The organism is Enterobacter oligotrophicus (assembly GCF_009176645.1).
GTDB classification, from domain to species: Bacteria; Pseudomonadota; Gammaproteobacteria; order Enterobacterales; family Enterobacteriaceae; genus Enterobacter; species Enterobacter oligotrophicus.
Genome location: NZ_AP019007.1, coordinates 3,009,364 through 3,028,784 on the forward strand (window position 1 = coordinate 3,009,364; position 19,421 = coordinate 3,028,784).

Here is a 19,421-nt window from a genome sequence, read left to right on the forward strand (position 1 = left end):
GAAAACGTGACAAAGATCCGCCAGTTATGTTTGGTCAGTCTATTGCTGACAAGCGGGGTTGCCAGCGCGGCGAATGTCCGTTTGCAGGTTGAGGGGTTATCCGGGGCGCTGGAAAAAAACGTGCGTGCGCAGCTGTCAACAATCCAGAGTGATGAAGTGACGCCGGACCGGCGTTTTCGCGCGCGCGTTGATGATGCGATCCGTGAAGGGCTAAAGGCGCTGGGGTATTACGAACCCACCATTGATTTCGATTTACGTCCACCTCCGGCCAAAGGGCGGCAGGTGCTGATTGCCCGTGTCTCGCCGGGTGAGCCGGTATTGATTGGTGGCACCAACGTGGTGCTGCGCGGCGGTGCGCGCACGGACCGGGATTACCTGGATCTTCTTAGCACGCGCCCTAACGTTGGCACCGTGCTGAATCACGGTGATTACGATCGCTTCAAAAAGTCCTTAACCAGCGTCTCGCTACGTAAAGGCTACTTCGACAGCCAGTTCAATAAAAGCCAGTTGGGTGTGGCGCTGGACAGGCGTCAGGCGTTCTGGGATATCGATTACGACAGCGGCCAGCGCTACCGCTTTGGTGATGTGACGTTTGAAGGATCGCAAATCCGCGAAGAGTATCTGCAAAACCTGGTGCCCTTCAAAAAGGGTGATTACTACCAGTCAAGCGACCTGGGCGAGCTGAACCGTCGTTTGTCGGCAACCGGCTGGTTTAACTCGGTCGTTGTTGCACCGGAGTTCGATAAAGCGCGTAAAACCAAAGTGTTGCCGCTGCATGGCGTGGTTTCGCCGCGCACCGAGAACACCATTGAGACCGGCGTCGGCTACTCGACGGACGTCGGCCCGCGCGTGAAGGCGACGTGGAAAAAACCGTGGATGAACTCCTACGGCCACAGCCTGACCACCAGCGCCAGCATCTCCGCGCCGGAACAACAGCTCGATTTCAGCTACAAAATGCCGCTGCTGAAAAACCCGCTTGAGCAGTATTACCTGGTTCAGGGCGGCTTCAAACGGACCGATCTGAACGATACCGAGGCGGATTCAACCACGCTTGCCGTGTCGCGTTACTGGGATCTTTCCAGCGGCTGGCAGCGCGCGATAAACCTGCGCTGGAGCCTTGACCACTTTACCCAGGCCAACGTCACTAACACGACGATGCTGCTGTACCCTGGCGTGATGATCAGCCGTACCCGTTCGCGCGGCGGGCTGATGCCCACCTGGGGTGATTCCCAGCGTTACTCTATCGACTACTCCAACACCATGTGGGGTTCCGACGTGGACTTCACGGTGGTGCAGGCGCAAAACGTCTGGATACGAACGCTCTACGACAAACACCGCTTTGTGGTGCGCGGCAACCTCGGCTGGATTGAAACGGATGATTTCGAGCGCGTTCCACCGGACCTGCGTTTCTTCGCCGGGGGCGACCGCAGCATTCGCGGGTATAAATACAAATCGATCTCACCGGAAAACGAAAAAGGCCAACTGACAGGGGCATCAAAACTGGCGACCGGATCGCTGGAGTATCAGTACAACGTCAGCGGAAAATGGTGGGGTGCGATGTTCGTTGATGGTGGCGAAGCGGTGAACGACATCCGCCAAAGTGACTTCAAAACTGGCGCGGGTGTGGGTGTGCGCTGGCAGTCCCCGGTTGGGCCAATCAAGCTCGATTTCGCCGTGCCGGTGGGTGATAAAGATGAACACGGTTTACAGTTTTACATCGGTCTGGGGCCTGAATTATGAGTTTATGGAAGAAGATAAGCCTCGGAGTGCTGATTTTTATCATGCTGCTGCTCGGTACGGTGGCGTTTCTGGTGGGCACCACCACCGGCCTGCACCTGCTGTTTAATGCCGCGAACCGTTGGGTGCCGGGGCTGGAAATTGGCCAGGTGACGGGCGGCTGGCGCGATCTGCGTCTGAAAAATATTCGTTATGAACAGCCAGGCGTGGCGGTGAATGCGGGCGAGTTCCATCTGGCGGTGAAGCTGGGCTGTCTGCGGGACAGCAAGCTGTGCGTGAACGATCTGTCGTTAAAAGATGTGAACGTAGCGATAGATTCGAAAAAAATGCCGAAATCTGCGCCCGTGGAAGAAGAGGACAGCGGCCCGCTGAACCTCTCCACGCCGTACCCGATCGCGCTTTACCGTGTGGCACTGGATAACGTCAATATCAAAATCGACGACACCACCGTCTCGGTGATGGACTTCACCTCCGGCCTGCGCTGGCAGGAGAAAAATCTGACCCTGACGCCAACCTCCCTGCAGGGGCTGCTGATTGCGCTGCCGAAAGTTGCGGACGTGGCCCAGGACGAGATTGTCGAGCCGAAGATCCAGAACCCGCAACCGGAAGAGAAACCGCTGGGCGAAACGCTGAAAGATCTCTTCTCAAAACCGGTACTGCCGGAGATGACCGACGTTCATCTGCCGCTGAACCTTAACATTGAGGAATTCAAAGGCGAGCAGCTGCGTCTGACGGGCGATACCGATCTGACGGTCTATAACATGCTGCTTAAAGTCAGCAGCATTGACGGCAATATGAAGCTCGATGCGCTGGATATCGACACTAATCAGGGCTCCGTTAACGCGTCGGGGAACGCGTTGCTGCGCGACAACTGGCCGGTGGATATTACGCTGAACAGCGCGCTCAATATCGATCCGCTTAAGGGCGAGAAGGTGAAGCTGAAAGTCGGTGGTGCGCTGCGCGAGAAGCTGGAGTTTGGCGTTAACCTCTCCGGCCCGGTGGATATGGTTCTGCGCGGGCAAACCCAGCTGGCAGAGGCCGGTTTACCGCTTAACCTTGAAATCGTCAGCCAGCAGCTCTACTGGCCATTCACCGGCGAAAAACAGTTCCAGGCCGATGACCTGAAGCTGAACCTGAGCGGCAAAATGACCGATTACACGCTGTCGTTCCGCACGGCAGTGAAGGGGCAGGGCGTGCCGCCAGCGGATATCACCCTGGATGCGAAGGGGAATGAGTTACAGGTTAATCTCGACAAGCTGACCGTGGCGGCGCTGGAAGGGAAAACCGAACTGACAGCACTGCTCGACTGGCAGCAGGCGATCAGCTGGCGCGGTGAACTGAAGCTCACAGGTATCAACACCGCCAAAGAGGTGCCGGACTGGCCGTCAAAACTTGATGGCCTGATTAAAACGCGCGGCAGCCTGTACGGTGGAACATGGCAGATGGACGTGCCGGAAATCAAACTCACCGGCAACGTGAAGCAGAACAAGGTAAACGTTGACGGTTCGGTGAAGGGCAACAGTTATCTGCAGTGGGTGATCCCCGGCCTGCACGTGGCGCTGGGGCGCAACACGGCGGATATCAAAGGTGAGCTGGGCGTGAAAGATCTCGACCTGGATGCCACCATTGACGCGCCGAATCTGGATAACGCCCTGCCGGGTCTTGGCGGCACGGCGAAAGGGCTGCTGAAGGTGCGCGGCACGGTGGATGCGCCACAGCTGCTGGCGGATATCACCGCCAGTAACCTGCGGTGGCAGGCGCTGTCCATTGCGCGCGTTCGTGTTGAAGGGGATGTGAAATCGACCGATCAAATCGGCGGCAACCTGAACCTGCGCGTGGAGCGTATTTCTCAGCCGGATGTGAATATCAATCTGGTGACGCTGGACGCCAAAGGCAACGAAAAGCAGCACGATCTCCAGTTGCGTGTACAGGGTGAGCCGGTATCCGGGCAATTGCACCTTTCCGGGAGTTTCGATCGTAAAGAGACGCGCTGGAAGGGGACGCTGGATAACACCCGCTTCAGTACGCCAGTCGGCCCACTGGTGCTGTCGCGTTCCATCGCTCTGGATTACCGTAACGCCGAGCAGAAGATCAGCATAGGACCGCACTGCTGGACCAACCCGAACGCTGAGCTGTGTGTGCCACAAACCATTGATGCAGGCGCTGAAGGGCGTGCGCAGGTTAATCTCAACCGCTTCGACCTGGCGATGCTGAAGCCGTTTATGCCGGACACCACGCAGGCGAGCGGTGTCTTTAGCGGTAAAGCGGATGTGGCGTGGGACACCACCAAAGAGGGGCTGCCGCAGGGCAGCGTCACGCTCTCCGGGCGCAACGTGAAGGTGACGCAGGAGGTAAACGACGCGCCGCTGCCAGTAGCGTTCGATACCCTCAGTCTGAACGCGGATCTGCATAACAACCGCGCTGAGCTGGGGTGGATGATCCGTCTGACCAATAACGGCCAGTTCGACGGACAGGTGCAAGTTACCGATCCGCAAGGACGACGTAACCTCGGCGGCAACGTGAATATCCGCAACTTCAACCTGGCAATGGTGAACCCGATTTTCTCGCGCGGGGAGAAAGCCGCAGGAACGCTGAATGCCAATCTGCGTCTGGCGGGTGATGCGCAAAGCCCGCAACTGTTCGGACAGATGCGGCTGAGCGGTATCGATATCGACGGCAACTTTATGCCGTTTGATATGCAGCCGAGCCAGCTTGCCATGAACTTTAACGGCAGAAGCTCGACGCTTACCGGGTCGGTGCTGACTCAGCAGGGACAAATCAACCTGAGCGGTGATGCCGACTGGAGTCAGCTTGATAACTGGCGTGCCCGCATCGCCGCGAAGGGCAGCCGGGTACGCATCACGGTGCCGCCGATGGTGCGCCTCGACGTGTCGCCGGACGTGGTCTTTGAAGCCACGCCAAGCCTCTTTACGCTGGACGGACGTGTGGACGTGCCGTGGGCGCGTATCGTGGTTCATGAGGTGCCGGAAAGCGCGGTCGGCGTCTCCAGTGATGAAGTTATGCTCAATGAAAATCTGAAACCTGTCGAACAGCAGAGCGCAGGCATACCGATCAATAGTAATCTTATCGTGCACGTGGGGAATAACGTGCGTTTGGATGCGTTTGGGCTGAAGGCGAGACTCACGGGCGACCTGAAAGTGGCGCAGGATAAACAAGGGCTTGGCCTGAACGGACAGATCAACATTCCTGAAGGGCGTTTCCATGCCTACGGTCAGGATTTGATTGTGCGTAAAGGCGAGCTGCTGTTCTCCGGCCCACCGGATCAGCCCCTGCTGAATATTGAGGCGATTCGTAACCCGGAAGCGACCGAAGACGATGTGATCGCTGGCGTGCGCGTGACCGGCTCTGCTGATGAACCGAAGGCGGAAATCTTCTCCGACCCGGCGATGTCACAACAGGAAGCGCTGTCTTACCTGCTGCGTGGACAGGGCCTGGAGAGCGGTCAAAGCGACAGTGCGGCGATGACATCAATGTTAGTGGGGCTGGGGGTTGCACAAAGTGGTCAGGTTGTGGGTAAAATCGGCGAGACGTTCGGCGTAAGCAATCTGGCGCTGGACACCCAGGGCGTGGGTGACTCCTCGCAGGTGGTGGTCAGCGGCTATGTACTGCCGGGTCTGCAGGTAAAATATGGTGTGGGTATCTTTGACTCACTGGCAACACTCACGCTACGCTACCGCCTGATGCCCAAGCTATATCTGGAAGCAGTGTCCGGCGTAGACCAGGCACTTGATCTGCTCTATCAGTTTGAGTTTTAGCAATGCGAATATTTGTTTACGGCAGTTTACGAACCAAGCAAGGCAACAGCCACTGGATGACCAACGCCCAGTTGCTGGGAAATTACAATATTGAGAACTACCAGTTGTACAGTCTGGGCCACTATCCAGGCGCGGTTCCGGGGAACGGAACGGTACAGGGTGAGGTTTATCGTATTGATAATGCTACGCTTGCCGAACTTGATGCCTTGCGCACCAGGGGCGGTGAATACGCACGCCAGTTGATCCAGACGCCGTACGGAAGTGCGTGGATGTACGTCTACCAGCGTCCGGTCGAGGGGCTGACGCGGATTGAAAGCGGTAACTGGTTAGACAGAGACCAGTACTGATAAACGATAACGCCACCGAAAGGTGGCGTTGTTTTTTGCGAGTTAACTCGCAGCCTGATGTGTAATGTCCTTCTGCATTACTTTTTTCCTTCGTGCTCCTTTCCTGATTTTTCATCATTGCGATATCTCGCTGGCGTTCGGCTGATTTGAAGCGTACAACATCATTCTCACCGCATGAGTTATACTATGTATAACTCTGGAGGTGTTTATGCGTATAACCATTAAGAAATGGGGCAACAGTGCGGGTATGGTCATTCCTGGTGTGGTAATGAAAGAGCTTGGCCTGAAGCCAGGCCAGAGTATGGAGGCTCATGTGACGAATCATCAGTTAGTGCTCACTCCGGTGAGCAAACAGTATTCTCTTGAGGAGTTACTGGCGCAATGCGATATGTCTGCACCTGAGATCAGCGAGCAGGACGTATGGGGATGTTCTGGACCTGCAGGTGATGAAGTATGGTAAAGCGGCCTTGCTTCGAACGAGGCGACATCGTGTTGGTGGGTTTTGATCCTGCGAGCGGTCATGAGCAAAAGGGCGCTGGTCGACCGGCGCTCGTGCTGTCTGTTAGTGCGTTCAACCAACTGGGTATGACGCTGGTTGCGCCCGTAACGCAAGGGGGAAATTTTGCCCGTTATGCAGGCTTCAGCGTGCCGCTGTCATGCGAAGAAGGGCAAAGCCAGGGGATCATCCTTGTGAACCAAATCCGCATAATGGACTTAAACGCACGTCAGGCAAAGCGAATTGCTGTCGCTTCAGATGAAACAGTTGAGGATGTACTGCTTCGGCTACAGGCGGTGGTGAGTTAATACGCCTGAAAACATTTCACCAGCCACAAAAAAGCCCCGACGCGCGGGGCCTTAATGAACAGCAGTAAGAATTACTTCTTAGCCGCACGCTCGAAGGACGCGATGATTTCTGCTTTTGCAGCTTCAGCGTTGTCCCAGCCATCAACTTTAACCCACTTGCCTTTTTCGAGGTCTTTGTAGTGCTCGAAGAAGTGAGCGATCTGTGCTTTCAGCAGCTCTGGCAGGTCATTCACATCTTTAATGTGATCGTACTCTTTGCTCAGCTTGGTGTGCGGAACAGCAACCAGCTTCGCATCTTCACCGGCTTCGTCGGTCATTTTCAGAACGCCAACCGGACGGCAGCGGATCACAGAACCTGGCTGCAGCGGGTACGGCGTTGGGACCAGCACGTCAACCGGGTCACCGTCCAGAGACAGGGTGTGGTTGATGTAGCCGTAGTTGCACGGATAGAACATCGCGGTAGACATGAAACGGTCAACAAACAGCGCTCCCGTGTCTTTGTCGATTTCGTATTTGATTGGATCGGCATTGGCCGGGATTTCGATAACAACGTAGATGTCTTCTGGCAGTTCTTTACCCGCAGGGACGTTGAGTAAGCTCATGTCTGTGTCCTTTAAATTGGATGGGAAACAAGTGGCAGGTATTATAGCCAACTGACGCTGAATGTCTCCGCCTGTTTTCGCCTTCTCTCCCTGTTCGTCTCACTTTTCAGACCGATTCCATGACTGGAAAATCCATAAACTCAGCTGCATTTTAAATGCGGAAATGAAAGCGATTACAAACTTGTGATTAACGTTTCATTCACTTTTCTGAAGTGTGATGTAACGCAATCCGTTACATATTTCATTGGCTATAGTTTTTTCGCAGAACATCTTTTAACCAACAATAAACCCCCTACGAGGACGTTCATATGTGGAAGCGCTTACTTCTTGTCACAGCAGTTTCAGCAGCCATGTCGTCTATGGCATTCGCTGCTCCATTAACCGTAGGATTTTCGCAGGTTGGCTCCGAGTCTGGCTGGCGCGCGGCTGAAACCAACGTAGCGAAAAGCGAGGCCCAGAAACGCGGCATCACGCTGAAAATCGCGGACGGGCAGCAAAAACAAGAGAACCAGATCAAAGCCGTGCGTTCCTTTATCGCGCAGGGCGTTGATGCCATCTTCATTGCTCCTGTCGTGGCAACGGGCTGGGAGCCGGTGTTGAAGGAAGCCAAAGATGCTGAAATTCCGGTCTTCCTCCTTGACCGTTCCATTGATGTAAAAGACAAATCTCTCTATATGACCACCGTTACGGCCGACAACGTGCTGGAAGGCAAACTGATTGGCGACTGGCTGGTAAAACAGGTCGACGGCAAGCCGTGTAACGTGGTTGAACTGCAGGGCACCGTGGGTGCGAGCGTGGCTATCGACCGTAAGAAAGGCTTTGCGGAAGCTATCGCTAAAGCGCCAAATATCAAAATTATCCGTTCTCAGTCCGGTGACTTTACCCGCAGTAAGGGCAAAGAGGTCATGGAAAGTTTTATCAAAGCTGAAAACAACGGCAAAAACATCTGCATGGTTTACGCCCACAACGATGACATGGTGATCGGTGCTATCCAGGCCATTAAAGAAGCGGGCCTGAAGCCGGGCAAAGATATCCTCACTGGCTCTATCGACGGTGTACCTGACATCTATAAAGCGATGATGGACGGTGAAGCGAACGCCAGCGTTGAGCTGACGCCAAACATGGCCGGCCCGGCATTCGATGCGCTGGAGAAGTTCAAGAAAGACGGCACCAAACCGGAACAGCTGACCATCACCAAATCCACACTCTACCTGCCTGACACGGCGAAAGAAGAGTTAGAGAAGAAGAAAAATATGGGTTACTAAGCCCCTCACCCTAGCCCTCTCCCCGGAGGGGAGAGGGAAAAAGGCGGGTTGGGTAGAAAATTAAAGGCTGGCACGAATAGTCCCCTCTCCCCTCCGGGGAGAGGGTCAGGGTGAGGGGGAAAACCATGACCACAGAACAACACCAGGAAATCCTCCGCACAGAGGGCTTGAGCAAATTCTTTCCCGGCGTAAAAGCGCTGGATAATGTCGATTTCAGTCTGCGGCGCGGCGAGATCATGGCGTTACTCGGTGAGAACGGCGCGGGGAAATCGACGCTAATCAAAGCCCTGACCGGCGTTTATCATGCCGATCGCGGCACTATCTGGCTGGAAGGCAACGCCATTTCGCCCAAAAATACCGCCCATGCCCAACAACTGGGCATCGGAACGGTGTATCAGGAAGTCAACCTGCTGCCGAACATGTCGGTGGCGGATAACCTGTTTATTGGCCGTGAGCCAAGACGTTTTGGCCTGCTCCGTCGCAAAGAGATGGAAGCGCGGGCCACAACGCTGATGGAATCTTACGGCTTCTCCCTCGACGTGCGTGAACCGCTGAACCGCTTCTCCGTGGCGATGCAGCAGATTGTCGCCATCTGCCGCGCTATCGATCTCTCGGCCAAAGTGTTAATCCTTGATGAACCGACCGCCAGCCTTGATACGCAGGAGGTAGAGATGCTTTTCACCCTGATGCGTCAGTTGCGCGATCAGGGGGTTAGCCTGATCTTCGTGACTCACTTCCTCGATCAGGTCTATGAAGTGAGCGATCGCATCACGGTACTGCGTAACGGCAGTTTTGTTGGCTGCCGTGAAACCCGCGAGCTGCCGCAGATCGAGCTGGTCAAAATGATGCTGGGACGCGAGCTGGAGACCAACGCGCTACAGCGTGCAGGGCGCACGTTGCTGAGTGAAAAACCGGTCGCTGCGTTTAGCCATTTCGGCAAGAAAGGGGTGATCGCGCCGTTTAACCTGGAGGTGCGGCCCGGCGAAATTGTCGGTCTGGCAGGGTTGCTGGGTTCAGGCCGTACCGAAACCGCCGAAGTGATCTTCGGGATCAAGCCTGCCGACAGCGGCAGCGCACTGATTAAAGGCAAACCGCAAACGCTGCGATCGCCGCATCAGGCCTCGTGTCTGGGCGTTGGCTTCTGCCCGGAAGACCGAAAAACGGACGGCATTATTGCCGCCGCCTCGGTGCGGGAAAATATCATTCTGGCATTGCAGGCCCAGCGCGGCTGGCTGCGGCCCATCCCGCGTAAAGAGCAGAACGCCATTGCCGAGCGCTTTATCCGCCAGTTGGGAATTCGTACCCCGAGCGCCGAACAGCCAATCGAATTTCTCTCCGGTGGTAACCAGCAGAAGGTGCTGCTCTCGCGCTGGCTGCTGACCAAACCGCAGTTCCTGATCCTTGATGAACCGACACGTGGCATTGATGTTGGCGCACACGCGGAAATTATCCGCCTGATTGAAACGCTGTGTGCCGACGGGCTGGCGCTGCTGGTCATTTCATCTGAGCTGGAGGAGCTGGTGGGCTATGCCGATCGCGTCATTATCATGCGCGATCGCAAGCAGGTGGCCGAGATCCCGCTGGAGAAATTGTCCGTTCCGGCGATCATGAATGCCATCGCGGCATAAGGAGTTAATCGTGATGCCCCGTTCGCTTCCGCAAACTGGAGAATCAAAGCGCCGCTTCAACTGGCCGACCGGCACGCCGCAAATCGCTGCGCTGTTGCTGGTGCTGCTGGTTGATAGCCTGGTCGCGCCGCATTTCTTCCAGATTATTGTGCAGGATGGCCGCCTGTTCGGCAGTCCGATAGATATTTTAAACCGTGCCGCTCCCGTGGCGCTGCTGGCGATTGGGATGACGCTGGTGATTGCCACCGGCGGGATTGACCTCTCCGTTGGGGCGGTGATGGCTATTGCGGGGGCGACGGCGGCCTCAATGACCGTCGCCGGGCATAGTCTGCCAGTGGTGCTGCTGGCCGCGTTAGGCACCGGCGTGCTGGCCGGGCTGTGGAACGGCATTCTGGTGGCGATCCTCAAGATCCAGCCGTTTGTCGCCACGCTGATTCTGATGGTGGCCGGACGCGGTGTGGCGCAGCTCATCACGTCCGGGCAGATCGTCACGTTTAACTCCCCGAGCCTCGCGTGGATCGGCAGCGGTAACCTCCTGTTCTTCCCGACGCCGGTGATCATTGCCCTGGTAACCTTGCTCGTCTTCTGGCTTTTCACGCGCAAAACGGCACTGGGTATGTTTATTGAAGCGGTGGGGATCAACATTCGTGCCGCGAAAAACGCCGGGGTAAATACGCGGCTGATGGTGATGCTGACCTACGTCCTGAGCGGCGTCTGTGCCGCCATCGCGGGCATCATTGTGGCGGCAGATATTCGCGGGGCTGATGCCAATAACGCCGGTTTATGGCTGGAGCTGGATGCGATCCTGGCGGTGGTCATCGGCGGCGGTTCGCTGATGGGCGGACGCTTCAACCTGCTGCTTTCCGTTGTCGGGGCGCTGATTATCCAGGGGATGAATACCGGGATTCTGCTCTCCGGGTTCCAGCCGGAACTCAATCAGGTGGTGAAAGCGGTGGTCGTGCTCTGTGTGCTGATCGTCCAGTCGCCGCGCTTTGTTAGCATCATTAAGGGGGTCCGCGGTCATGATAAAACGTAATTTACCGTTGATGATTACGCTGGGCGTGTTTGTGCTGGGCTACCTCTATTGTCTGACCCAGTTCCCCGGTTTCGCCTCCACGCGTGTGATTTGCAACATCCTGACCGATAACGCCTTTTTAGGTATTATCGCCGTTGGTATGACCTTTGTGATCCTCTCCGGCGGGATTGACCTTTCCGTTGGTTCGGTGATTGCCTTTACCGGCGTGTTCCTTGCCAAAGCGATTGGCTTCTGGGGGATTTCTCCGCTGCTGGCCTTCCCGCTGGTGCTGGTGATGGGCTGCGCCTTTGGTGCTTTTATGGGGCTTCTGATCGACGCGCTAAAAATTCCGGCCTTTATTATCACCCTTGCCGGGATGTTCTTCCTGCGCGGCGTCAGTTATCTGGTGTCCGAAGAGTCGATTCCGATTAACCACCCGATCTACGACACGCTTTCCAGCCTGGCGTGGAAAATCCCCGGCGGCGGACGCCTGAGTGCGATGGGGCTGTTAATGCTCGGCGTGGTCGTGATTGGGATCTTCCTCGCCCATCGTACCCGGTTTGGTAATCAGGTGTACGCCATTGGCGGCAGCGCGACTTCGGCAAACCTGATGGGGATTTCCACCCGCAGCACTACCATTCGTATTTATATGCTTTCAACGGGGCTGGCGACGCTCGCGGGAATCGTGTTCTCGATTTACACCCAGGCGGGCTACGCGCTGGCAGGTGTCGGCGTGGAGCTGGATGCGATTGCCTCGGTAGTGATTGGCGGCACGCTGCTTAGCGGCGGCGTCGGCACGGTGCTGGGCACGCTGTTTGGCGTGGCGATCCAGGGGCTGATTCAGACCTATATCAATTTTGACGGCACGCTCAGTTCCTGGTGGACCAAAATCGCCATCGGCATTTTGTTGTTTATTTTTATTGCGCTACAGCGCGGTCTGACGGTGCTCTGGGAGAACCGTCAGAGCTCGCCTGTAACACGTGTAAGTACATCTTCAACAAAGTGATAACATACTGAATTTGCTTAAAGTCTAAACATTTTCCGGTCGCGGCCGATATTCTCTTTTTATGCCCAGAAATATCTCGCTACCGGAAATAACATCATGCTTAAAACGCTATCGATTCGTACCGGCTTGCTTTCTTTACTGGCCGTTATGACCCTTCTGCTGCTGATTGTCAGCGGCATTGGTATTTATGCCCTCACACAGAGTTCCAGTTCGCTGCAGCGCATCAACCACCTTCAGGGTGAGCAGATGGTGCGGCTGAATTCTGGCTATACGCTGATCCTGCGCGCGCGCAATGAAGCGGGCCAGGCCGTCCGTATGATGGAAATCGGCATGCTGGACGATGCCGCGAAATCGGTGAAAAACATCAATCAGGAAATCGTCCAGGCACAGAAAACGCTGAAAGGTGTGATCGACGACGGCGTGGCGGATGAGCAGGGACAAAAGCTGCTGGATAAGGTGGCAAAGAGCCTCGCGGCGTACAATCAGCAGGGCATCAACCCGATGCTGAAAGCGCTGAACGAGCAAAGCGCGGACGGCTATTACGATTTGCTGGAGAACTCGCTGATCCCGGTGGCGAAGCAGTTTGATAATGATATGCAGGCGTTTCAGACGTGGAGCGAAGCGCGCGGGAAGGCGGAAGTGAGTGCCGTGCAGGCGAGCAAAACCCGCGTACTGATCCTGATTATCGTCGCGGCGCTGCTGACGGCTGGCATTATTGTGCTCGCCTGGCTGGTGTTGCGCCATATGCTGCTGAAGCCGCTGTCGGCGTCGATTGCCCAGTTGGAGCACGTGGCGGCCGGTGATTTAACCCATACGCTGAACGCGCCTGCGAGCCAGGAGTTTAATCGGCTCAATGCGGCTATTGAAGAGATGCGTCAGTCGCTGATGGGGTCGGTCCTGCGCGTGCGTGATGCCAGTTCGCAGATTGATACCGGCAGCCGCGAACTGACGGCGGGGAACATGAACCTTGCGCAGCGCACCGAGTCCACGGCGACGTCGCTGGAACAGACGGCCGCCAGTATGGAACAGATCACCGCCACGGTGAAACTCAATGCGGATAACGCCGAGCAGGCGCACCAGCTGGCGAAATCCGTTTCTGATACCGCCGATCACGGCAGCGAAATGGTCTGCTATGTGATTGAAAAAATGCGCGATATTTCCGGCAGTTCGGCGCGCATTGCCGACATCCTGAGCGTGATTGACGGTATCGCGTTCCAGACGAACATCCTGGCGCTGAACGCATCCGTGGAAGCCGCGCGTGCGGGTGAGCAGGGGCGCGGGTTTGCAGTTGTCGCGGGGGAAGTGCGTAACCTTGCCAGCCGCAGTGCCGATGCCGCGAAAGAGATCCGCTCGCTTATCAGTGATTCGCAAACCCACGTTAACGAGGGCAGTGAGCTGGCACAGCAGGCCGGTGAGACGATGGATGAGATCGCGACCGAAGTGCTGCGTATGACCAAACTGATGCGTGAAATTGCGACCGCGTCTCAGGAACAGAGTCGTGGCATTGAGCAGGTGAATATCGCCGTGAATCAGATGGATGAAACTGCGCAGCAAAACGCGGCGCTGGTACAGCAATCTTCGGCAGCGACACGCTCGCTGGAGGAGCAGTCACGCGAACTGATGGAGGCGATGGCGTCATTTAAACTGACGGCTCAGACTGCCTGACGGGGAAAAGGGGAGCCAGAGGGCTCCCCTGGGCAGTGTGTTACGCGTCCGGGAATTCCCGGATAAAGCGTTCAACGTCTTCAACCATGTGGTTGTTGCCGACGAAGAACGAACGGCGCTGGTGCAGGCTTTCCGGCACGATATCCAGAATGCGCTCTTTACCATCGCTCGCCTTGCCGCCCGCCTGTTCAGCCAGGAATGCCATTGGGTTGCATTCGTACAGCAGACGCAGTTTTCCGTCCGGGTGGCTGGCGGTGCTTGGATAGAGGTAGATACCGCCTTTTAGCAGGTTACGGTGGAAGTCCGCCACCAGCGAGCCAATATAGCGGGAGGTGTACGGGCGCTGGGTCGACTTATCTTCTTCCTGGCAGAATTTGATGTACTTCTTCACGCCATTCGGGAATTTGATGTAGTTGCCTTCGTTGATGGAGTAGGTGTTGCCCTTCTCCGGGAAGCGCATACGTTCCTGGCACAGGCAGAACACGCCCAGCGACGGATCGTAGGTGAAAGCGTGTACACCGCAACCGGTGGTGTAGACCAGCATGGTGGAGGAGCCGTAAACAACGTAACCGGCGGCAACCTGCTGGCTACCCGGCTGCAGGAAATCCTCTTCGGTGACCCGCGTACCCACCGGCGTAACGCGACGGTAAATAGAGAAAATGGTTCCAACAGAGACGTTAACGTCGATGTTGGAGGAGCCGTCGAGAGGGTCCATCAGAACAACGTATTTTGCGTGTTCACACCCTTCGAAAACGACAATCTCATCTTCTTCTTCAGAGGCGATACCCGCAACGATGTCGCGCGCGCGCAGTGCTGCTTTCAGTTTTTCATTCGCGAACAGGTCAAGTTTTTGCTGAACCTCGCCCTGAACGTTCTCGGCACCGCTGGCACCCAGGATATCGACCAGACCGGCCTTGTTGATATCACGGTGGATGATCTTAGCGCCCAGCTTTATTGCCGACAGCAAAGCAGTGAGCTCACCGGTAGCATGAGAGAACTCGTGCTGCTTTTCGACAATAAATTCACCTAACGTTTTCATAACACTTTCCCTGCATCTTATGTTGAGTAAAGCGGTTGATGTCCAACAATCTTAACAAACATTCAAATATTAGCGCAGAGGTGAATCGCGCCAGCAAAATACGGATTTACCTGAAATGCGTTTCACAGCCGCTGACATGTGAGTAAAATGTGCGCCACATTGAAGAAGGATAGTGACGTATGCGCATTCATATATTGGGGATTTGTGGCACTTTCATGGGCGGACTGGCAATGCTGGCGCGCTCGCTGGGCCATGAGGTGACAGGTTCGGACGCCAATGTGTATCCGCCGATGAGTACGCTTCTTGAGAAAGAAGGGATCTCACTCATTCAGGGATATGATGCCAGCCAACTGGACCCGCAGCCGGATCTGGTCATCATTGGCAACGCGATGACCCGCGGTAACCCGTGTGTAGAAGCGGTGCTGGAACGCAATATTCCGTTTATGTCTGGCCCACAGTGGCTGCATGATTTCGTGCTGCGCGACCGCTGGGTTGTCGCCGTGGCCGGTACGCATGGCAAAACCACCACTGCCGGAATGGCAACCTGGATACTTGAAGCCTGCGGCTACAAGCCGGGCTTTGTGATTGGCGGAGTGCCGGGCAATTTTGATGTTTCTGCACGCCTGGGCGACAGCCCGTTCTTTGTGATCGAGGCCGACGAGTACGACTGTGCGTTCTTCGACAAGCGTTCCAAGTTCGTACATTACTGCCCGCGCACGCTGATCCTCAATAACCTTGAATTCGATCATGCGGATATCTTCGACGATCTGAAAGCGATCCAGAAACAGTTCCACCACCTGGTGCGCATCGTTCCGGGTCAGGGCCGCATCATCCTGCCGGAGAACGACATCAACCTGAAGCAGACGATGGCGATGGGGTGCTGGAGCGAGCAGGAACTGGTGGGCGAGCAGGGCCACTGGCAGGCGAAAAAACTCAATACAGACGCCTCCGAGTGGGAAGTGCTGCTCGACGGCGAAAAAGTGGGTGAGGTGAAATGGGGCCTGGTGGGTGAACACAACATGCACAATGGCCTGATGGCAATTGCCGCGGCGCGTCATGTGGGCGTTCAGCCTGCGGATGCCGCTCATGCGTTGGGCACGTTTATCAACGCCCGTCGCCGTCTGGAGCTGCGCGGTGAAGCCAACGGCGTGACGGTGTATGACGATTTCGCGCATCACCCAACGGCGATTCTGGCAACGCTTGCCGCCCTGCGTGGCAAAGTGGGCGGAACCGCGCGCATTCTGGCGGTGCTGGAACCGCGTTCTAACACCATGAAAATGGGCATCTGCAAAGATGACCTCGCACCGTCCTTAGGACGTGCCGACGAAGTCTTCCTGCTGCAGCCGCAGCATATTCCGTGGCAGGTGGCTGAAGTGGCCGACGCCTGCATTCAGCCTGCGCACTGGAGTGCGGACGTTGATGCGCTCGCGGATATGGTGGTAAAAGCGGCACAGCCTGGCGACCATATTCTGGTGATGAGTAACGGCGGTTTTGGTGGGATTCATCAGAAGCTGCTGGACGGCCTGGCGAAGAAAGCCGCGGCCGCAGAGTAAAAAAAAGCCCGGTGGCGCTCGCGCTTACCGGGCCTACATTCTTTCGCACGACCTTGTAGGCCGGATAAGGCGTTTACGCCGCCATCCGGCGCAAAACCGCACAGATTACTCTTCGTTCTCAGACAGCTCGCGCAGGTACTGGAAAATCAGACGCGCAGACTTCGGCGGCTTGTTCCCTTCTTTCTCTTTCTTCGCGTTGCGGATAAGCGATCGCAACTGCTGGCGATCGGCGTCCGGCCACAGGTTCAGCACTTCCGGTACGGCGTCATCACCCTGTTCAATCAGACGATCGCGGATTTGCTCCAGTTTATGGAACAGCGCAACCTGCTGGTTGTGGCGGTTTTTCAGCTTGTCCAGCGCCTGACGGATTGGCTCGACGTCACGCTGACGCAGCATTTTACCGATAAGCTGAAGCTGGCGACGGCGGCCTTCTTTTTTGATTTTCTGTGCCAGTTCAATGGCATCTCGCAGATCCTGGTCGAGCGGGATCTTATCCAGCGCGTTTTTACCCAGATCTACCATTTCTGCGCCAAGCTGTTTTAACTCTTCGGCGTCACGTTTAATTTCACTTTTACTGACCCAGATGATCTCATCATCTTCGTCTTCGATGTCATCACCGGGAACGTCGTCGAGCCAGTCTTCGGGCTGCTTAGTCATGTCAGGCTCCTTAAAAAAAGAGGCTAATGTTACCAGTTAAGACGCGCACTGAAAAACGGTTCTCTGTTAGACTTCAGTTAACTCTCTCTTACAGTATGGCATTTGCGATGAAAGTAACCTCACAAGTTGAAGCGCAGCGTAAGATTCTGGAAGAAGCCGTTTCCACCGCGCTGACGCTCGCTTCAGGTAAATCAGATGGCGCGGAAGTGGCGGTCAGCAAAACCACCGGCATTAGCGTGAGCACCCGCTATGGCGAAGTGGAAAATGTGGAATTCAACAGCGATGGCGCACTGGGGATCACGGTGTATCACCAGAACCGCAAAGGTAGCGCATCCTCCACCGATCTCAGTCCGGATGCCATCGCCCGTACGGTTCAGGCGGCGCTGGATATTGCGCGCTACACCTCACCCGATCCTTACGCAGGCGTTGCGGATAAAGATCTGCTGGCGTTTGATGCACCGGATCTCGATCTTTTCCACCCGGCGGAGGTCACGCCTGACGAGGCGATCGAACTGGCAGCCCGTGCCGAACAAGCCTCTCTTAAGGCCGATAAACGCATCACGAATACCGAAGGCGGCAGTTTTAACAGCCACTACGGCATCAAAGTGTTTGGCAATAGCCACGGCATGCTGCAGGGTTACTGCTCCACCCGCCATTCGCTCTCAAGCTGTGTGATCGCCGAAGAGAACGGCGATATGGAGCGTGACTACGCCTATACCATTGGGCGCGCGCTGGGCGATTTGCAATCTCCTGAGTGGGTCGGTGCTGAGTGCGCGCAGCGTACCCTTTCACGTTTATCTCCACGCAAATTGTCCACCATGAAGGCCCCGGTGATTTTTGCCAATGAAGTGGCCACCGGCCTGTTTGGTCATCTGGTGGGCGCGATTGCGGGCGGATCGGTTTACCGTAAATCCACTTTCCTGCTCGACTCGCTGGGCAAGCAAATTCTGCCGGAATGGCTGACCATCGAAGAGCATCCGCATCTGCTGAAAGGGTTGGCTTCCACCCCGTTCGACAGCGAAGGCGTGCGTACCGAACGTCGCGATATCATCAAAGACGGCGTACTGACCCAGTGGCTGCTGACTAACTACTCTGCGCGCAAGCTGGGGCTGAAAAGCACCGGTCACGCGGGCGGTATTCATAACTGGCGCATTGCCGGACAGGGCCTGAGCTTTGAGCAGATGCTGAAAGAGATGGGCACCGGTCTGGTGGTCACCGAGTTAATGGGGCAGGGCGTGAGCGGCATTACTGGCGACTACTCTCGCGGTGCGGCAGGCTTCTGGGTTGAAAACGGCGAAATTCAGTATCCGGTAAGCGAAATTACCATCGCCGGTAATCTGAAGGATATGTGGCGCAATATTGTTACGGTCGGTAACGATATTGAAACACGCAGCAATATACAGTGTGGTTCAGTGCTTCTGCCGGAGATGAAAATCGCCGGACAGTAAGACGTGAAAAGCGTTATTAATAATAAAAAAGGAAGTGAGCAATGCGTAAACACCTGTTAGCGATCGTCGCAGCGTCAACGCTGGTTCTTGGTTCTTCTGCGTTTGCTGCCGATCTTGAAGACAACATGGATATCCTCAGTGAAAACCTGAAGGTCGTTCAGAAAACCGACAATGCGACGGAAATGAAAGACGCACTGACGAAGATGCGTGAAGCGGCGCTGGACGCGCAAAAAGCCACACCACCGAAGCTGGAAAACCAGGCACCTGATAGCGCCGGGATGAAAGATTTCCGCCACGGTTTTGACGTGCTGGTCGGCCAGATCGACGGTGCGCTGAAGCTGGCGAATGAAGGCAAAGTGAAGGAAGCCCAGACGGCAGCCGACCTGATAGTGGCAACACGCAACACGTATCACAAAAAGTACCGCTAATTGGGTGCCTGAGCTGTACGTCTTTTTTCCGTGTGCGGAGGCGCACTAAGCGCCCCCGCATGCTTGCTCCCTACTTTCCGGAGCGACAATCCATCCGCGCTGTCACTTCAAGCGAGCCGTTTCGAAAACGGATCTCGCACAGTGTTTTCCTCGTCACCAGTGTTAAGATGATTATTGTCAAAGAAATAATCATCAAAACCCCGATACTTGGGTTTCTGCGTTTCATGGATGCCTCCTTGCTTTAAGCGGGCGAGGTAGCAAACTCCACGGTCCGACGTGTCGTTTCGAGCCCCCGCCCTGATTTTTTATCAGGCGGGGCTTTCCACTTTCCGTCCCATGCATGAGACGGTCAGTCTCAAGCACCCGTCGCCACTCTAGCGAATCCCCATAAGAAAACCTTATCCACATCACATTTCTACGAGCCTGCTCGAAATCTTTTTCGCTGTGATTG

At 55.8% G+C, this 19,421-nt stretch carries 17 protein-coding genes; 13 read left to right on the forward strand and 4 right to left on the reverse strand.

Annotation, left to right across the window (positions count from 1 at the left end):
• The first annotated feature begins 6 nt into the window (after window positions 1-6).
• The 5 genes from tamA (at window position 7) to EoCCA6_RS14495 (ending at window position 6,664) form a co-directional block, all read left to right on the forward strand.
• On the forward strand, window positions 7-1,740 hold the full coding sequence (tamA, locus tag EoCCA6_RS14475; protein ID WP_152083237.1) for an autotransporter assembly complex protein TamA: 1,734 nt from the start codon (window positions 7-9) through the stop codon (window positions 1,738-1,740).
• Window positions 1,737-5,513, forward strand: coding sequence for an autotransporter assembly complex protein TamB (gene tamB / locus EoCCA6_RS14480; protein WP_152083238.1), 3,777 nt, complete (start codon window positions 1,737-1,739; stop codon window positions 5,511-5,513). The genes tamA and tamB overlap by 4 nt, the downstream gene beginning before the upstream one ends.
• Before the next feature lie 2 nt (window positions 5,514-5,515).
• Window positions 5,516-5,860: a gamma-glutamylcyclotransferase family protein gene (locus EoCCA6_RS14485; RefSeq protein ID WP_014068657.1), complete on the forward strand. Its 345-nt coding sequence runs from the start codon at window positions 5,516-5,518 to the stop codon at window positions 5,858-5,860.
• A 208-nt stretch (window positions 5,861-6,068) separates the two neighbouring features.
• Window positions 6,069-6,320, forward strand: coding sequence for an AbrB/MazE/SpoVT family DNA-binding domain-containing protein (locus EoCCA6_RS14490; protein WP_152083239.1), 252 nt, complete (start codon window positions 6,069-6,071; stop codon window positions 6,318-6,320).
• Window positions 6,314-6,664 carry a type II toxin-antitoxin system ChpB family toxin gene (locus tag EoCCA6_RS14495; RefSeq protein ID WP_152083240.1) on the forward strand — a complete coding sequence of 117 codons (351 nt, stop codon included), beginning with the start codon at window positions 6,314-6,316 and terminating at the stop codon, window positions 6,662-6,664. Before EoCCA6_RS14490 ends, EoCCA6_RS14495 begins: the two co-directional genes overlap by 7 nt.
• Before the next feature lie 71 nt (window positions 6,665-6,735).
• On the opposite strand, the gene ppa is transcribed toward EoCCA6_RS14495, so the two are convergent.
• Window positions 6,736-7,266, reverse strand: coding sequence for an inorganic diphosphatase (gene ppa, locus EoCCA6_RS14500; protein ID WP_041911466.1), 531 nt, complete (start codon window positions 7,264-7,266; stop codon window positions 6,736-6,738).
• A gap of 308 nt (window positions 7,267-7,574) precedes the next feature.
• Here ppa and ytfQ point away from each other — a divergent pair, with 308 nt between their 5' ends.
• The 5 genes from ytfQ (at window position 7,575) to EoCCA6_RS14525 (ending at window position 13,845) form a co-directional block, all read left to right on the forward strand.
• Window positions 7,575-8,531 carry a galactofuranose ABC transporter substrate-binding protein YtfQ gene (gene ytfQ, locus EoCCA6_RS14505; protein ID WP_152083241.1) on the forward strand — a complete coding sequence of 319 codons (957 nt, stop codon included), beginning with the start codon at window positions 7,575-7,577 and terminating at the stop codon, window positions 8,529-8,531.
• A 125-nt stretch (window positions 8,532-8,656) separates the two neighbouring features.
• A complete protein-coding gene (gene ytfR / locus EoCCA6_RS14510; protein ID WP_152083242.1) occupies window positions 8,657-10,159 on the forward strand; it encodes a galactofuranose ABC transporter, ATP-binding protein YtfR in 1,503 nt (500 codons plus the stop codon).
• A 10-nt stretch (window positions 10,160-10,169) separates the two neighbouring features.
• On the forward strand, window positions 10,170-11,195 hold the full coding sequence (gene ytfT / locus EoCCA6_RS14515) for a galactofuranose ABC transporter, ATP-binding protein YtfT (protein ID WP_152083243.1): 1,026 nt from the start codon (window positions 10,170-10,172) through the stop codon (window positions 11,193-11,195).
• Complete coding sequence (gene yjfF, locus EoCCA6_RS14520) at window positions 11,182-12,180, forward strand: galactofuranose ABC transporter, permease protein YjfF (RefSeq protein WP_152083244.1); 999 nt, start codon at window positions 11,182-11,184, stop codon at window positions 12,178-12,180. The genes ytfT and yjfF overlap by 14 nt, the downstream gene beginning before the upstream one ends.
• A gap of 96 nt (window positions 12,181-12,276) precedes the next feature.
• The gene (locus tag EoCCA6_RS14525) at window positions 12,277-13,845 is read left to right on the forward strand and encodes a methyl-accepting chemotaxis protein (protein ID WP_152083245.1); all 1,569 of its coding nucleotides are present in this window, start codon (window positions 12,277-12,279) and stop codon (window positions 13,843-13,845) included.
• 40 nt (window positions 13,846-13,885) lie between these two features.
• On the opposite strand, the gene fbp is transcribed toward EoCCA6_RS14525, so the two are convergent.
• The gene (fbp, locus tag EoCCA6_RS14530) at window positions 13,886-14,884 is read right to left on the reverse strand and encodes a class 1 fructose-bisphosphatase (protein WP_152083246.1); all 999 of its coding nucleotides are present in this window, start codon (window positions 14,882-14,884) and stop codon (window positions 13,886-13,888) included.
• A gap of 179 nt (window positions 14,885-15,063) precedes the next feature.
• Here fbp and mpl point away from each other — a divergent pair, with 179 nt between their 5' ends.
• Window positions 15,064-16,437 carry a UDP-N-acetylmuramate:L-alanyl-gamma-D-glutamyl-meso-diaminopimelate ligase gene (gene mpl, locus EoCCA6_RS14535; RefSeq protein WP_152083247.1) on the forward strand — a complete coding sequence of 458 codons (1,374 nt, stop codon included), beginning with the start codon at window positions 15,064-15,066 and terminating at the stop codon, window positions 16,435-16,437.
• A 105-nt stretch (window positions 16,438-16,542) separates the two neighbouring features.
• On the opposite strand, the gene yjgA is transcribed toward mpl, so the two are convergent.
• Window positions 16,543-17,094 (reverse strand): ribosome biogenesis factor YjgA, encoded by a 552-nt coding sequence (yjgA, locus tag EoCCA6_RS14540; protein WP_152083248.1) that lies wholly within the window; start codon window positions 17,092-17,094, stop codon window positions 16,543-16,545.
• 95 nt (window positions 17,095-17,189) lie between these two features.
• On the opposite strand from yjgA, the gene pmbA reads away from it, so the two are divergent.
• Together pmbA and cybC are read left to right on the forward strand one after the other, a co-directional pair.
• On the forward strand, window positions 17,190-18,542 hold the full coding sequence (gene pmbA / locus EoCCA6_RS14545; RefSeq protein ID WP_152084459.1) for a metalloprotease PmbA: 1,353 nt from the start codon (window positions 17,190-17,192) through the stop codon (window positions 18,540-18,542).
• Window positions 18,543-18,583: 41 nt separating this feature from the next.
• Window positions 18,584-18,970, forward strand: coding sequence for a cytochrome b562 (cybC, locus tag EoCCA6_RS14550; protein WP_152083249.1), 387 nt, complete (start codon window positions 18,584-18,586; stop codon window positions 18,968-18,970).
• A gap of 70 nt (window positions 18,971-19,040) precedes the next feature.
• Here the strand turns inward: cybC and EoCCA6_RS14555 are convergent, their stop codons facing one another.
• Window positions 19,041-19,196: a Hok/Gef family protein gene (locus EoCCA6_RS14555; RefSeq protein ID WP_017383916.1), complete on the reverse strand. Its 156-nt coding sequence runs from the start codon at window positions 19,194-19,196 to the stop codon at window positions 19,041-19,043.
• Between the last annotated feature and the right edge of the window lie 225 nt (window positions 19,197-19,421).

What these genes read in the sequence shown, in the direction of transcription:
- EoCCA6_RS14525 (WP_152083245.1), top strand. Translation starts at nt 12,277, where the DNA reads ATGCTTAAAACGCTATCGATTCGTACCGGCTTGCTTTCTTTACTGGCC.
- ppa (WP_041911466.1), bottom strand. Translation starts at nt 7,266, where the DNA reads ATGAGCTTACTCAACGTCCCTGCGGGTAAAGAACTGCCAGAAGACATC.
- EoCCA6_RS14490 (WP_152083239.1), top strand. Translation starts at nt 6,069, where the DNA reads ATGCGTATAACCATTAAGAAATGGGGCAACAGTGCGGGTATGGTCATT.
- ytfR (WP_152083242.1), top strand. Translation starts at nt 8,657, where the DNA reads ATGACCACAGAACAACACCAGGAAATCCTCCGCACAGAGGGCTTGAGC.
- yjfF (WP_152083244.1), top strand. Translation starts at nt 11,182, where the DNA reads ATGATAAAACGTAATTTACCGTTGATGATTACGCTGGGCGTGTTTGTG.
- EoCCA6_RS14485 (WP_014068657.1), top strand. Translation starts at nt 5,516, where the DNA reads ATGCGAATATTTGTTTACGGCAGTTTACGAACCAAGCAAGGCAACAGC.
- cybC (WP_152083249.1), top strand. Translation starts at nt 18,584, where the DNA reads ATGCGTAAACACCTGTTAGCGATCGTCGCAGCGTCAACGCTGGTTCTT.
- tamB (WP_152083238.1), top strand. Translation starts at nt 1,737, where the DNA reads ATGAGTTTATGGAAGAAGATAAGCCTCGGAGTGCTGATTTTTATCATG.
- EoCCA6_RS14495 (WP_152083240.1), top strand. Translation starts at nt 6,314, where the DNA reads ATGGTAAAGCGGCCTTGCTTCGAACGAGGCGACATCGTGTTGGTGGGT.
- mpl (WP_152083247.1), top strand. Translation starts at nt 15,064, where the DNA reads ATGCGCATTCATATATTGGGGATTTGTGGCACTTTCATGGGCGGACTG.
- fbp (WP_152083246.1), bottom strand. Translation starts at nt 14,884, where the DNA reads ATGAAAACGTTAGGTGAATTTATTGTCGAAAAGCAGCACGAGTTCTCT.
- yjgA (WP_152083248.1), bottom strand. Translation starts at nt 17,094, where the DNA reads ATGACTAAGCAGCCCGAAGACTGGCTCGACGACGTTCCCGGTGATGAC.
- pmbA (WP_152084459.1), top strand. Translation starts at nt 17,190, where the DNA reads ATGGCATTTGCGATGAAAGTAACCTCACAAGTTGAAGCGCAGCGTAAG.
- ytfQ (WP_152083241.1), top strand. Translation starts at nt 7,575, where the DNA reads ATGTGGAAGCGCTTACTTCTTGTCACAGCAGTTTCAGCAGCCATGTCG.
- EoCCA6_RS14555 (WP_017383916.1), bottom strand. Translation starts at nt 19,196, where the DNA reads ATGAAACGCAGAAACCCAAGTATCGGGGTTTTGATGATTATTTCTTTG.